At 44.6% G+C, this 12907-nt stretch carries 12 protein-coding genes; 3 read left to right on the top strand and 9 right to left on the bottom strand.

The window, feature by feature from the left end; genetic code table 11:
- Positions 1 to 21: 21 nt before the first annotated feature.
- Both AC4OGX_RS13035 and AC4OGX_RS13030 read right to left on the bottom strand, forming a co-directional pair.
- Positions 22 to 1398: an MATE family efflux transporter gene (locus AC4OGX_RS13035; RefSeq protein ID WP_493331009.1), complete on the bottom strand. Its 1377-nt coding sequence runs from the start codon at positions 1396 to 1398 to the stop codon at positions 22 to 24.
- Positions 1399 to 2235 (bottom strand): histidinol-phosphatase HisJ family protein, encoded by an 837-nt coding sequence (locus tag AC4OGX_RS13030; RefSeq protein WP_493331008.1) that lies wholly within the window; start codon positions 2233 to 2235, stop codon positions 1399 to 1401.
- A gap of 114 nt (positions 2236 to 2349) precedes the next feature.
- Here AC4OGX_RS13030 and AC4OGX_RS13025 point away from each other — a divergent pair, with 114 nt between their 5' ends.
- Positions 2350 to 3228 carry an AraC family transcriptional regulator gene (locus AC4OGX_RS13025; protein WP_493331007.1) on the top strand — a complete coding sequence of 293 codons (879 nt, stop codon included), beginning with the start codon at positions 2350 to 2352 and terminating at the stop codon, positions 3226 to 3228.
- A gap of 96 nt (positions 3229 to 3324) precedes the next feature.
- Here AC4OGX_RS13025 and AC4OGX_RS13020 read toward each other — a convergent pair whose 3' ends face one another.
- From AC4OGX_RS13020 to AC4OGX_RS13005, 4 genes are all read right to left on the bottom strand, one after another.
- Positions 3325 to 5766, bottom strand: coding sequence for an ABC transporter permease (locus AC4OGX_RS13020; RefSeq protein ID WP_493331006.1), 2442 nt, complete (start codon positions 5764 to 5766; stop codon positions 3325 to 3327).
- Entirely contained in the window at positions 5763 to 6443 is a 681-nt protein-coding gene (locus AC4OGX_RS13015; RefSeq protein WP_493331005.1) for an ABC transporter ATP-binding protein, read from the bottom strand. The genes AC4OGX_RS13020 and AC4OGX_RS13015 overlap by 4 nt, the downstream gene beginning before the upstream one ends.
- 153 nt (positions 6444 to 6596) lie before the next feature.
- Entirely contained in the window at positions 6597 to 7538 is a 942-nt protein-coding gene (locus tag AC4OGX_RS13010; RefSeq protein ID WP_493331004.1) for a sensor histidine kinase, read from the bottom strand.
- A gap of 35 nt (positions 7539 to 7573) precedes the next feature.
- Positions 7574 to 8257 carry a response regulator transcription factor gene (locus AC4OGX_RS13005; RefSeq protein WP_493331002.1) on the bottom strand — a complete coding sequence of 228 codons (684 nt, stop codon included), beginning with the start codon at positions 8255 to 8257 and terminating at the stop codon, positions 7574 to 7576.
- A gap of 202 nt (positions 8258 to 8459) precedes the next feature.
- Here AC4OGX_RS13005 and AC4OGX_RS13000 point away from each other — a divergent pair, with 202 nt between their 5' ends.
- Positions 8460 to 9014, top strand: coding sequence for a M48 family metallopeptidase (locus tag AC4OGX_RS13000; protein ID WP_493331001.1), 555 nt, complete (start codon positions 8460 to 8462; stop codon positions 9012 to 9014).
- A 107-nt stretch (positions 9015 to 9121) separates the two neighbouring features.
- On the opposite strand, the gene AC4OGX_RS12995 is transcribed toward AC4OGX_RS13000, so the two are convergent.
- A complete protein-coding gene (locus AC4OGX_RS12995; RefSeq protein ID WP_493330999.1) occupies positions 9122 to 9310 on the bottom strand; it encodes a DUF6472 family protein in 189 nt (62 codons plus the stop codon).
- A 5-nt stretch (positions 9311 to 9315) separates the two neighbouring features.
- Positions 9316 to 9918 carry a Maf family protein gene (locus AC4OGX_RS12990; RefSeq protein WP_493330997.1) on the bottom strand — a complete coding sequence of 201 codons (603 nt, stop codon included), beginning with the start codon at positions 9916 to 9918 and terminating at the stop codon, positions 9316 to 9318.
- 291 nt (positions 9919 to 10209) lie between these two features.
- Between AC4OGX_RS12990 and AC4OGX_RS12985 the strand changes: the two genes are divergently transcribed.
- Positions 10210 to 10458 carry a hypothetical protein gene (locus AC4OGX_RS12985; protein WP_493330996.1) on the top strand — a complete coding sequence of 83 codons (249 nt, stop codon included), beginning with the start codon at positions 10210 to 10212 and terminating at the stop codon, positions 10456 to 10458.
- Positions 10459 to 10580: 122 nt separating this feature from the next.
- Here AC4OGX_RS12985 and AC4OGX_RS12980 read toward each other — a convergent pair whose 3' ends face one another.
- The gene (locus AC4OGX_RS12980; protein WP_493330994.1) at positions 10581 to 12890 is read right to left on the bottom strand and encodes a glycoside hydrolase family 2 protein; all 2310 of its coding nucleotides are present in this window, start codon (positions 12888 to 12890) and stop codon (positions 10581 to 10583) included.
- Positions 12891 to 12907 lie beyond the last annotated feature (17 nt).

Genomic DNA, 12907 nt, shown 5'->3' with positions numbered 1-12907 from the left:
AGCTTTTTAACTAAGCACAGTCTATTTAACATTATCTATCACAGTCAAATCCTTCATCCATTTATACTTTATATAATGCCTGTACACTGCCGGAAGTTTTACGATCTCATCCAGATTTATAATAAAATACACGACCAGCACAGGCCATTTCAGCCAAAAAGCTGCAATCAATCCTGCCGGAACCGTAAAGCACCACAGTGTGACCGTGTCGCACAGCAGACCGAATCTGGAATCTCCTCCGGCACAGAAAATACCTGCGATCGTTGTGCCGTTTACATATCTTCCTATCATATAATAGGTACACATGACAAGCATCCACTGTAAATAACGGTCTGCCTGGGGGGACAGGTCTGTGATATACAGAACAAAAGGGCTTATTATAAGCAGGAAGATGCCGGATGCAGCGCCATATTTAACGGAAATGCGGCACAGCTTACCGCCATAAATCCGGGCCTTCTCAAGATTCCCTGCACCAAGCTCATTTCCCACAAGGATACTTCCCCCGTTTCCGATACCAAGTGCCAGGCTCGCGGCCAGATTTTTCACAATATTGGCTATGGAATTGGCCGCGACTGCATCTGTCCCGAGATGGCCCATGATAACCGAATACATTGTAAAGCCTCCGCCCCAAACCAGTTCATTCCCAAGAACCGGGAGCGTATAGTGCCAAAAATCCTGCTTCAGTCTCTTGTCCTGCTTCAAAAAATAACCAAGCCGCATCTTGATCCGTCCTTCCTTCCCATGCTCTGCCAGGACCCATACAAGCTCGATCACACGGGAAAGCGCTGTCGCCGCTGCCGCTCCTGCTGCCTCCATACGAGGCGCCCCGAACAGTCCAAAGATGAATACTGCATTGAGAATGAGATTCAAGAATGCAGTCACGGAACCGATCACCATACCTTTGGACGCCAGGCTGCTGTTTTTCATGATACAAAGATAGATCTGCGAAACGCCGCACATAAGATACGTGATTCCCACGATCCTTAAATACTCCGTGCCATAGCTGATCAGTCTGGTGTCCGTGGTAAAAATCTTCATCAGCAGTGCGGGGAAAAATGTTGCCGCGAGGAAGAAGGCAAATGATACGATAAGAGAGATCCTAAGTACGATGCCCAGGATCTTCTCGATCGAAGCTTTGTCCCCCTTTCCCCAATACTGTGCTGCAAATATACTCGTCCCGATCGTCATTGCGGCAAGAAACAGATTGTAGACAAAGGTGATCTGACTCGCCAGGGATACCGCCGATAACAGATCCTGTCCGATCGCGCCGACCATCAGAGCATCGGATGCGCTGACGACTGACAGCATGAATTGCTGCAATGTGATTGGAAGGACCAGCCCCGCCAGTTTTTTTCGAAATTCTTTCTGCTCCATAGAATCTGTCCATTCCCTCTCCATTTACTCTGACAGATCATGAAAGACAGGCTGCATTTTTTCAAAGGTACAGAACTGTCTGAATCCCAGATCCCGCAGAAGCTTTTTCGTTTCACCAATATGTGCCCCAAGATGTGCCTTTTCATGGCTGTCGCTGCCAATCGTCAGGATTCTGCCGCCCAGTTTCTGATACAGTTTCAAAATCTCCAGAGAAGGAGTCGTATCAGTCAGGCCATATCTATGGGATGAGGTATTGATCTCGATCCCTTTCCCATCCGCTATCACAATCTTTAAAATTTCTTCCACGATGGGCCGGATCTTTTCAAAAGGATAGATCCCCGCCTCATCATACCGCGTGATCAGGTCCATATGCCCCAGTACACTGTAGTGTTTAAAACTCTTCACAACCGCGAGCATTTCCTCATAGTACCGCTCATTATATTCCTGCTGCGTCTTTCCCCGCTGAAAATCCTGTGTCCAGAACTCCTGATCGTCCACCTGATGCACCGACAGAATCACAAAATCTAACGGATAGCGCCGGAAAAGTGCTTCGAACTGAGGAATCGTATGTCTCTGCACTCCAAACTCGAGCCCCATTTTAATTGTGATCTGATTCCCGTACCGGCGGTTCAGCCTGTCAATCATTTCTACATACCGTGGGTAATCTACATTAGCATAGGGGTCTCCATCATGGTATCTGAACTCTTTTCCCGAATCCCAGTCCACCTTGATTCCGTAATCTACATGATCCGTCACACATATCTCATCTATGCCCAGTTTTATAGCATCCTTTACCACATTCTCCATCGGATAGACAGAGTCGTCGCTGAACTCTGTATGTACATGATAATCTGCAAACATCCTTCTTTCCTCCGTTGACGCTTATTTCATTACAGATTATAATTATAGGATGCATTACAGGATATTTCTATCGAATATCTATGAAATACTATAACAATTCTGCGAGGTTTTAATATGCCGATTTCTATGGAATTGAATGAAGATTTCTCTGAAAAAGTACAATATGACTGCAATGATTATCCAATCTATATCCAGAGGGACCTCCTTTCCCATTATCCGAATTACACTGCGGCAAATCACTGGCACGCTGATGTTGAGATGATCGCCGTTATATCCGGGGAAATGAAATATAACGTAAACGGGGATACTCTGACGCTGAGAGGAGGCGAGGGGATTTTCGTAAATACCGAACAGATGCATTTTGGATATTCGGATACAAAGACAGAGTGTGATTTTATCTGCATCCTTTTCCATCCGATGCTGCTTTGTTCCGTCCCTTCGTATGAGCAGGACTTCGTCCTCCCGCTGATCAGAAACAGAAGGATACCGTTTGTTCAGCTCCACTCAGATATTTCCTGGGAGAGGAATATATACGACCAGATTTGTTCCATCTATCAGAATAAGGACTCCAAAGCCGCTCCGTTAAAGGCTTTGTCAGGAGTTTCTAAGATCTGGTCCCTTCTTTATGAAAATATGCCTGCAGATGATCCCAAAAATACCAGGCAGGATCGTGATCTTACGATCACAAAAGATATGGTTGGTTTTATCCAGAAAAATTATGCCGGGAAACTCTCGCTTACAGACATCGCTTCGTCCGGCTTGGTCGGACAAAGCAAATGCTGTAAGTTATTCTCTAAATACTTTTCGATGACCCCTACTATGTATCTGAACCAGTACCGGCTCAATAAGAGTATCGAGCTGCTGCGCGGTACGGATATGCCCGTCACCGAGATTGCACTATCCGTTGGATTTGCCAGCGCAAGTTATTATGCAGAGACCTTTCGGAAATGGGTGGGGATGAGTCCTACAACGTTTCGAAAAAAAGAATTGTAACCAAATAGAAAGGAACGGCTGCCTCCAGTCACCACAGCCGTTCCTCTCCCTATGCCAATCTTTATTTATACTACATAGACGCTGTCTTTACTCTCTCTATCTCAGCCTTTCCACCAGCGCTTCTTTCTGGAATCCCTTAATCATCACTGTAGACACGAGCACCGGTATGACTGCAGTCACTACCGCATACGCCAGGAACAAAACTACCGGAAAGTTAAAATGCATGTAATTCACATCAAAATACTGTAAAATCTTAATCATTGCATATCCCGCTGCCGTTCCGAACACGAGTGTAATCGCGAGATTTCCTGCAGTCATCATCAGCCCTTCTGTCTGAATCATGCGGGATAATTGTTTTGTAGTCATGCCCACGGACTGCAGCATGGCAAATTCCCGTTTTCTGGTCAGAATATTGCTGATGAGTGTGTTCAGCATGTTCAGGATACTGAATGCTACGATGAAAATACTAAGTCCGAGCAATACTGAGAAAAGAAGGGTAAACGACTTCTCGTCTGTCTCTTCCCGCTCCTTTAACGTTGACAGTGTTAAGGATGGGTAATCGTCCAATATCTTCCGTACTTCCTTTTCGATCTGGTCCTCTTTCTCCCGGTCAGTCTTAAGAACCACCTGGCTGTTCAGATTCATGCCGTTTGTCATTTGTGCCAGTTTCTCTTCCGGGAAAATAAATGATCCATAATTATTACTGTATCTTATATAAGCTGTGGTGTCCAGGATTCCTGCAACCGTAACTTCTTTCTCCTGTTCCTTTTCCCCGTCATACCAGAAAAGCCTGACTTTATCCCCGATTTCATATCTCCAGCCAAATATTTCCTCGTTCAGGTCATTATACTGTATCAGGATCGAATCCTCTTTCATCATGGCATCATAGTCTACTTTGCCTTCCTCCAGCATCGTTTTCAATTTTGCCTCTTCCTTTTTGCTAAACGAAACCATATTCTCCTGCTCGTTCTCCCCGTGTGCCTCCCATCTTACCGGTATGTCCTGATACACTCCTGCGTGTTCCACTCCATCGATAGATTCCAGCTTTTCAATAAATGACTCATTGATCGGATTATTGATTTGAAGGTCCGTCTGCCCATGCTCTAATGTATTCGTCATATTATAAGAGAAATCTATCACAAATTCTCCAAAACCAAATGTTCCCTGACGGGAGTACCCTTCCAGACTTGTGGAGGTGATAAAAAATGCGGCAAGCATATATAACACTCCGCCAACTCCAAGAGATATCATCGTCAGCACTGCCTTCTTCCTGTTCCTGCTGCGGTTCATAGATGCCAGGCTGACAGGTGTGATCTTTCGTGAAAGCTTTTTAGATGCCTTCACGTCCACCCCAGAATACCGGCTCGCTTCTACCGGAGAAATGGAGGATGCGATCACCGCCGGTTTGCGCACAGAAATCAATACTGTGATAATATCTGCAATTACCACACAGGCACCGATCAATAATGTATTCATCCAGCTCCATCCGGCAGGTTTGATGAGATAGCCGGTCAATCCGCCGATCAGCAGACCCGCCGGGATCCCGATACCGCATAGAATCAGCCCCTCATACCGCACCATGCGGCGGATCTGACGTTTCGTCATACCGATCGTGCGAAGCTGACCGAACTGCTGGATCCTGCCTACTACAGCAAGATAAAACACACTGTAGATGACAAGGACACTGACAAACAAAATTCCGATTCCCACACCGATGACCAGAAGGTTCTGCTGTGCCTGCATATCCCCTCCGGATAGTGTATTTAAGAACGCATTATTCTCGTTTACATTCTTTCTTTCAATTCCATAATCAGCTGCTAAGGTACGGATCTCCTCCAGAAATGCAGACTGGCTCATATCTGCTGCTCCCTGAATCCTGACGATTCCGTCGTATGTCATGTCTTTGAGCTGGGAACCATGCTCTCCATATTCCGGCGAAAAGATGATCGAGAAATATTTCTGTTCTCCCTCCAGATGAAAGAGTCCTGATATTACAAATTCCTCCGTCGTCCCGTCCAGGAACGTAAAAGACACCTTTTCCCCTGGCTCTCCCTTGATTCCCAGGAATTTACAATGGGCATCTGACAACATTACTTCATCTATTTTCTCCGGTACTCTGCCCTTGACGGGATCCACCGTGCTGATTTTCACTCCGCCCGATTTGGCCGGATCTTTATCATAACAGACAGGCTGGATCATTTTACCATCCACTTCCATGCTCTGTCCCTTTTTCATTCCCAGCACATATTCTGTTCTGTCATCCTTTGTAAGATCATTTATCTGCTCTCTGTCCAGGCCATAATAAATGACATGCTGCATCTTCGCTACCTGCCGGGAGCGTTCCGTGTCGAGCTCCGCATAAAACAGAGCCATGACCATCAGAAGACTGACGGACAGCGTGATCGTCAATACGATGAAAATGTTGCGCATCCTGCTGCTTTTTACGCTGTTGACTGCCAGTTTCCAGATAGATTTCCCGTTATTATTAGCACTTACTTTTTCTGCTCTTTTATGCTGCTGCCCTGATGACTTACTCATGAATTCCACCTGCTTTCCCTGATCTTTCCATCCTCGATCCGAATGGTTCTGTCAGCAAGCTGTGCGATCTCTACATTATGTGTGATCATCACAACCGTCTGGTGAAACTGCCTGCTTGTCATTTTAATCAGCCCCAGCACATCCTGGCTGGTCCTGGAATCTAAGTTTCCTGTCGGCTCATCTGCTAAAATGATAGCCGGCTTCGCTGCAAGCGCCCTTGCGATCGCAACTCTCTGCTGCTGTCCGCCGGAAAGGTTGGTCGGCATCTCTGTCAGCTTTTCCTCCAGCCCAAGCAGAGAAATGATCTTCTTAAGGTATGCCTCATCCGGTGTCTCGCCATCCAGCGAAGTCGGCAGCACGATATTCTCGTAGACATTTAAGATCGGAATCAGATTATAATTCTGAAATACAAATCCGATCCTTCTGCGCCGGAAAATGGTGAGCTGCTCGTCATCCATCCCGGACAGATCCTTGCCGCCAATGATCACTTTTCCCTTCGTAGGTACATCCAGACCTCCCATCATATTCAGAAGAGTAGACTTCCCGCTTCCCGATGTCCCCACGATCGCAACAAATTCTCCGTCTTCTATTTCCAGGGATACGCCGTCTAACGCGCGCACGATGTTTGGCTCTTTCCCATAATATTTCTTTAGGTTTTCCGTTTTCAGTATACTCATGTCACACACTCCTTTAAAAGTTCTTTTCCTGTTCTGAAAATAGGATAGCAGGGAAATGTTTCAAAATCCTCTCGAAAAATGCAAGAATTACATAAAGTTCCTTTAAGAAATAAGAGTTATACACATCACAGCATCCTTTGATGTGTATAACTCTTATTCCCAGTGATTTAACAGGTACACCTGCACCTTTGTCCCTTTCCCTTCCTCTGACTGAATCTTAAGATATCCGCCTTGTCTCATGATGATCTCCCGGGTCAGATACAGTCCGATCCCGACGCCCTCTACATGGCTGGCCTTTTCTTCCCTGAAAAAACGCTTGCAGACATCGTTGATATGTTCCGGTGCGATGCCCACACCATTATCCTGTACCGTGATCCGGGTATACATTTCCATCGGCTCAACAAAGATCAGGACTTTTCCACCGTCTTTCGTATATTTGACGGAGTTATCCACAAGATTAAAAATCGCTTCCGCCGTCCACTTCTCATCATAACGCAGAGTCAGTTCCCGGGGACACTTAAGCTCAACGCTGATCTTCTTTTTCTGAGCCTTGAGCCTGGCGCTTTCGGTAACTTCCAAAAGCGTGTTCTTAAGATTATTCTCCTCTGCATGAAGTTCAATGATATGATTTTCCAGCCGGGACATCTGCACCAGCGACCGGATCAAATCATCCAGCCTTTTCACCTGCTTCTCCATAGTCTTAATACATTGTTTCTGCATGTCCTCCGAAATCTCCGGGCGCAGAGCCGTATCGCAGTACATTGTGATATTCGCGATCGGAGTCTTTAGCTGATGCGAAATGTCTGAGACAATGCTCTGCACCTGCTTTTTCTGGTCCTCGCTCTCCCTTGCTGCCGCTTCCGTGATCTCCGAAAGTCTTTTCAGTCTTATCTGGATCTTGGAGAGCAGAGTCTCCTCATCAAGTTCAAAATCCGAGGTGCCTTTTCCTTTCAGGATCATATCTATGGAATGGCAGATCTCATCTGAAAAAGCAACATATTTACGCCTCATGTGGACCCATATCCCTACACAGATACAGACAGTACATAATACGGCAGCGGCACATATGGCTGTTAATACGATCCAATTCTCCATGATTTTCGAAACATCCTTTCTTATGCCAGTCTCCTCTATTCAGCGCCGATCCAGCGGTATCCGGTCCCATAGACAGTCTTGATATAGGTAAACTTCTCATCCGATATCTTCCCCCGCAGGCGGCTCACAAAAATAGTCAGAGTGTGTTCATCCACATAATTTTCCTCTTTGTCCCATAACGTTTCCAGGAGTACCTGTCTGGTCAGCACAATTCCCGGATTCTGGCAGAACATTGCAAGCAGTTTAAACTCTGTAGGAGTCAGCGACAGCATTTTCCCCTTCTTCATCACTGTATAGCTTTCAAAATCAATGGAAAGATTGCCTACCTTCATCGCTGTCATTTCCTCTTCTAAGGGCTGATATCTGCGCAGGACTGCCCCCACCCGCTGGATCAGGACCTGTATGTTGAACGGCTTTGTGATATAATCATCAGCTCCTGCCTGAAAGCCCGCGATCATATCCTCATCCATATCCTTTGCTGTCAGAAAAATGATAGGGAGCTTTTGACGGGTGCGTAGATTACGTGCAAACTCGACTCCATCCCCATCGGGCAGATTCACATCCAGGATCAACAAACAGATGTTTTCTTCTGTAAGACAGGCACTGGCTTCTTTTATATTATGTGCAATAAGGACTGTAAAACCGGAAACCTCCAGGTTCATCTTTACCCCTTCAGCCAGAACGGCATCGTCCTCTGTGATTAAGATTTTATTATTCATGACTCAAAAGAAATTCCTTTCGATTAAGATCGTTGGTGTTCTTCTCAATTATAATCAGCCTGGGAGAATATATCAAACAATTTCTGTATCTGGCACAGCCTTTTGAGTCTTGCACTATCCCTGCGCCCTTGCTAAACTATGAAAGAAGTATATTGGTAAATATATTGATATATTGAAAAGGACATTGAAGAGGTAATTAAAAATGAACCATCCGTTTGAATACGAAATCATATACAGCAGCCGCAAAACATTGGCAATCCAGATCTCTCCTGACGGCAAAGTAAAAGTCCGGGCTCCTAAAAGATGCCCGGACACTGCGATTGACCGTTTTCTACTGGAAAAAGAATCCTGGATCTTAAAATATGTCAGTAAAGCAAAGCAGAATCCACTGCCTGAGAAGCCCCCGCTTACTGCAAATGAGAGAAACCGTTATATCAAAATAGCCCGGGACATATTTACTCAAAAAACAGCCTATTTTGCTTCCATTATGCACGTAAGCTATGGCCGGATCTCGATCCGCGAGCAAAAGACCCGCTGGGGAAGCTGTTCCAGTGAAGGGAACCTCAACTATAACTGGCGGCTCATCTTCGCCCCGGAAGAAGTTCTTAATTATATTGTCGTCCACGAACTCGCCCACCGCAGGGAAATGAATCACTCTGCGGCGTTCTACAAGATCGTTGAGTCCATCCTTCCCGAATATAAAAAAGCCCAGAAGTGGCTCCGCGATAACGGAAGGTCACTCTGGACAGTTGTATAGGGGGAGTTGTACCAAAATACAGGGCAACTCCGCCGGTAAGCAACATTATTATTTCTAATTCCTGAATATTCTGAATATGGACTGCAAAGGGGCCTGACCCCTTTGCACTACATCTGCTTCCTCACGATCTTATACTCATCCCCAAACCGATAATAAGGACAGGAATGAAAGTCCCCTTTCACAAACCGCACCATCTCGTCCTCATCCAGATTCTGCGTGCAGACGTAACATTCATAATCTTCGTCGTATTCATAGTTCATGCAATATTCGCAGTTAGATGCTTCCCGCTTCTTCATCTGATCTAACTCCTTTCTTCACCCTGTATTGTCTTGATCTGCTGATATACATAGGAAACAGGCAGCCCTACAACGTTATAATAATCCCCCTCTATCTGATCTATATAGGCCGCGAACTTCCCCTGGATCCCGTATGCGCCCGCTTTATCCATGGGCTCCCCGCTCTGGATGTAGGCATTGATCTCATTCTCATCCATCTCATGCACATATACCTTTGTCTCCACCGCATGATTATGAATCTTCCTGACTCCTTCTTTATCAAAATTCAATATGGCCACTCCGGTAAATACCTGATGTGCACGCCCCTGCAGTTCCTTAAGCATACGGAATGCATCGGGCTCATCCTTCGGTTTTCCCAGGATCTGGTCATCCAATACCACGATCGTATCAGCTCCGATCACGATCGCATCCCTCAAAGCCCCCTGTTCCTCCAACTCAGAAGCTACATTCTCCGCCTTCATCAAAGCAAGCTCTTTCACGATCTCCTCCGGTACCACGCTTTCGTAATACTCCTCTTTATGGCTGACCGCAACCTCAAACTCTAATCCGATCTGCGCCATCAGCTCCCTGCGGCGCGGTGATGCAGATCCAAGTACGATCCTCTTCATAACATTCTGCCTCCATTTTCTTACATCATAATATCTTCTTACCTAGCATTTCAAAAGCCGATCCTAACATTGATCTGCTTGATTCCATTGTACGATGTAAATGCCATAAAATCCATAGTGAAAAGAGATTGGAGATGATATGCTAAATATCTCCCAACTTTCTATAGACTTTTTCTTATCCCAACTCTATACTTTAAATAATAGAAAAATCATCCATTACACTTTTATTTACATATCGATCCACTATAACATGATAACAAATAATTTAACATCCTCACGGAGGTACCGGCCATGAAAAGACGTAAGATAATCCTCTCCATAGCAATCCAAGTTACCGCACTGCTTATCGGATATTTTATCGGATATAAATCTGCTCATTACAATCCTGAAAGCTATTATCAGAAAATGCTTGATACTACCCATACTTTTCAGGCAGTAATCTGTGATATCCACACCTCTAGTTTTCTTGTGGAGGGAATAAAAACAAATGATATCAATTACCGCGGGAAATTTGAAAACAATACAAAACTGTGGATTTAAGGCCGTAGAAATCATATGGACCACCTATATGCAGGTCAGACTGCACAATTAAGTAAACAATAGAAACAGGACATTACTTATATGTATCGCACAAAGTAATATCCTGTTTCCATCTTTATAAATCAACTCTCTTTCACGATCTTCATCAGTTCCAGATTCATCGCTTTTACATCGATCCTTTTATCGATCTCCTTATCCCTGCTCAGAATACTAATGAGCGCAAGCCCCATCGGAATCACACCTTTCTCAAGCAATACGGTAACCTCTGGAAGATAAGAGCTTAATATCCTGCGGCATGCCTCATTCTCAAGCAGATCCTCAGCACGGTCCTTAATTGAATAATACTGCTCCGTATTGACTCCGTCTTCGTTCAGAAACCAGTTCTGTACTGTAGTTCCTGCCTCATTTTCCGGCAGTTGATAAGATCTTTCAGGATACTTTGTCCTCTCATATGTAACCACATCTTCTATATGTGTCCCATCCTTTGCTCTGCCGCTGACCTTGAAAGTATTCCGGCCGTCTCTAAGCAGTATATCAGAAAAAACGATCTTTCCGTTTCCCAGATTCCTGGCAGTAACCGCTTTGGCATCCCCATCACTTTCCCGCGTTAGCACTGCCTCGGGCAGATTCGTGTAGACTTTGATATTCAGACGTTCACAGCAGCGCTTTTCAAACCGTTTCTCACAGATATGAAGGAACGGCTGAGCAGACCATTTTGCTTTATAATAGAAAAATGCGTCCTTTTTCACCTTCCTGTCATAGGTAACCAGACCTTTGGCATTAATATACTTTTGACCGCCTTCATCCCGCCTGGCACTGGAAAAATCAAACATATTCCAGACAAAACTACCCCACAAATAATTCCTTGCCTCGATCTGGGGATATACAGTCTCATGAAACAGTGCCTGAAATTCCTCTGAATAATCTTTTACCAGAGGTGTCTCTGAATGAAGCCGCACATCTGCATCCACTCCATATTCGCTGATTCCAAGCGGTACGTCCGGCAGCGCGTCATGAAGCCGGTCAAGATAAGGACCGTAATCCTGCATCTTTCCATAATACCACCCAAAGTAGATATTATAACCCACCATATCGGTTAACTGATTTAACTTACTTTGCGCCTTCATCGGGTAGAGATTCGCACAGGTTACGATTCTGCCAGGGTCTAATTTTTTTGCCAGATCATACAGTCTTGCTACATTCTTATGAGCAAAAGCAGCATCCCGGAACATGGCGATCTCGTTTTGAATTCCCCAGAAGCAGATGGACGGATGATGAATGTTCTGCAGGATCAGCTCCGTTAGCTGCTGCATGGCATTCTGCTGCAGCTGCTCATTTTCTGTCATCTTAAGCATTGGGATCTCTGCCCATGTAATATAGCCATCCCGGTCACATCTCTCATATGTATAGCCAGAATGCTGATAATGGCTTAAGCGTACTGCATTTGCTCCAATCTCATCTATCAGTGCAAAATCCATGTCTACCTCCCGTTCTGCCACTGCTGAAAAGAATCCGCCTGCATCCTGATGCTTTGCCACACCATGAATTTTCATTGATACATGATTTAAATAGAAACCTGTTTCTGGATTTATCGTAACTTTCCGAAATCCGATCGATCGTTCCACATGATCTATTACAGTACCATTTCTTACTAATTCTACAACCAGACTATACATATTAGGAGCACTTACCCCATTCCATAATGCTGGTTCTTCCACACAAAATGTTGTTTCCAATATGAAAGATTTCTTGCTGTTTTCCTGATTACAGCTCTGATATTCATTTTCCCCGATGTTTGCCTCTTCTGACAGTACTACCTTTCCAGAGGCATTTCTGCATATGTAACGCAATGAAAGTCTGCTGTCTGCGACTCCTGACACATGTGCCACAATATGAATCAATCCATTTTGTTTATCATCCAAATCTGTACATACAATTACTCCGTCTGTTCCATAATAGGTCCGGTCAAAACAACATTCATCTGTCTCTATTAAATTTACATTTCTATAAATACCTCCAAAAACCGTGAAATCACCTGCTAATGGAGATATTGTGTCCCAGGAACGATTATCTAATAAAACAGTAATATCATTGTCTTTACCAATCAGGCATTGCTGTGTTATATCGAAGGCAAATGCAGAATAGCCCCCTTTGTGTTCCCCGACAAACACGTTATTTACATATACTCTGCACCATCTGTCAGCTCCCTCAAATTGAAGAAATATATGATGACCAGGGCTCGCTTCTATGGTCTGTTTCTTTGTGTATACTACTGCTCCTTCATACGCATTACCATCTTCATACCACGTATGAGGTATTGTTATCTCTTCCATCTGAATATTTTCTAAGTCCAATTGTTCAATATTCTCTATATCTGATATATTCACTTCTGGTAACTTAGAAAAACACCAGTTGTTATTCATCTGAATCATGCTGCCTCCTTTACCGC

It is taken from the genome of Faecalicatena sp., from assembly GCF_058819085.1.
This window is presented reverse-complemented; position numbering and strand designations above follow the sequence as displayed.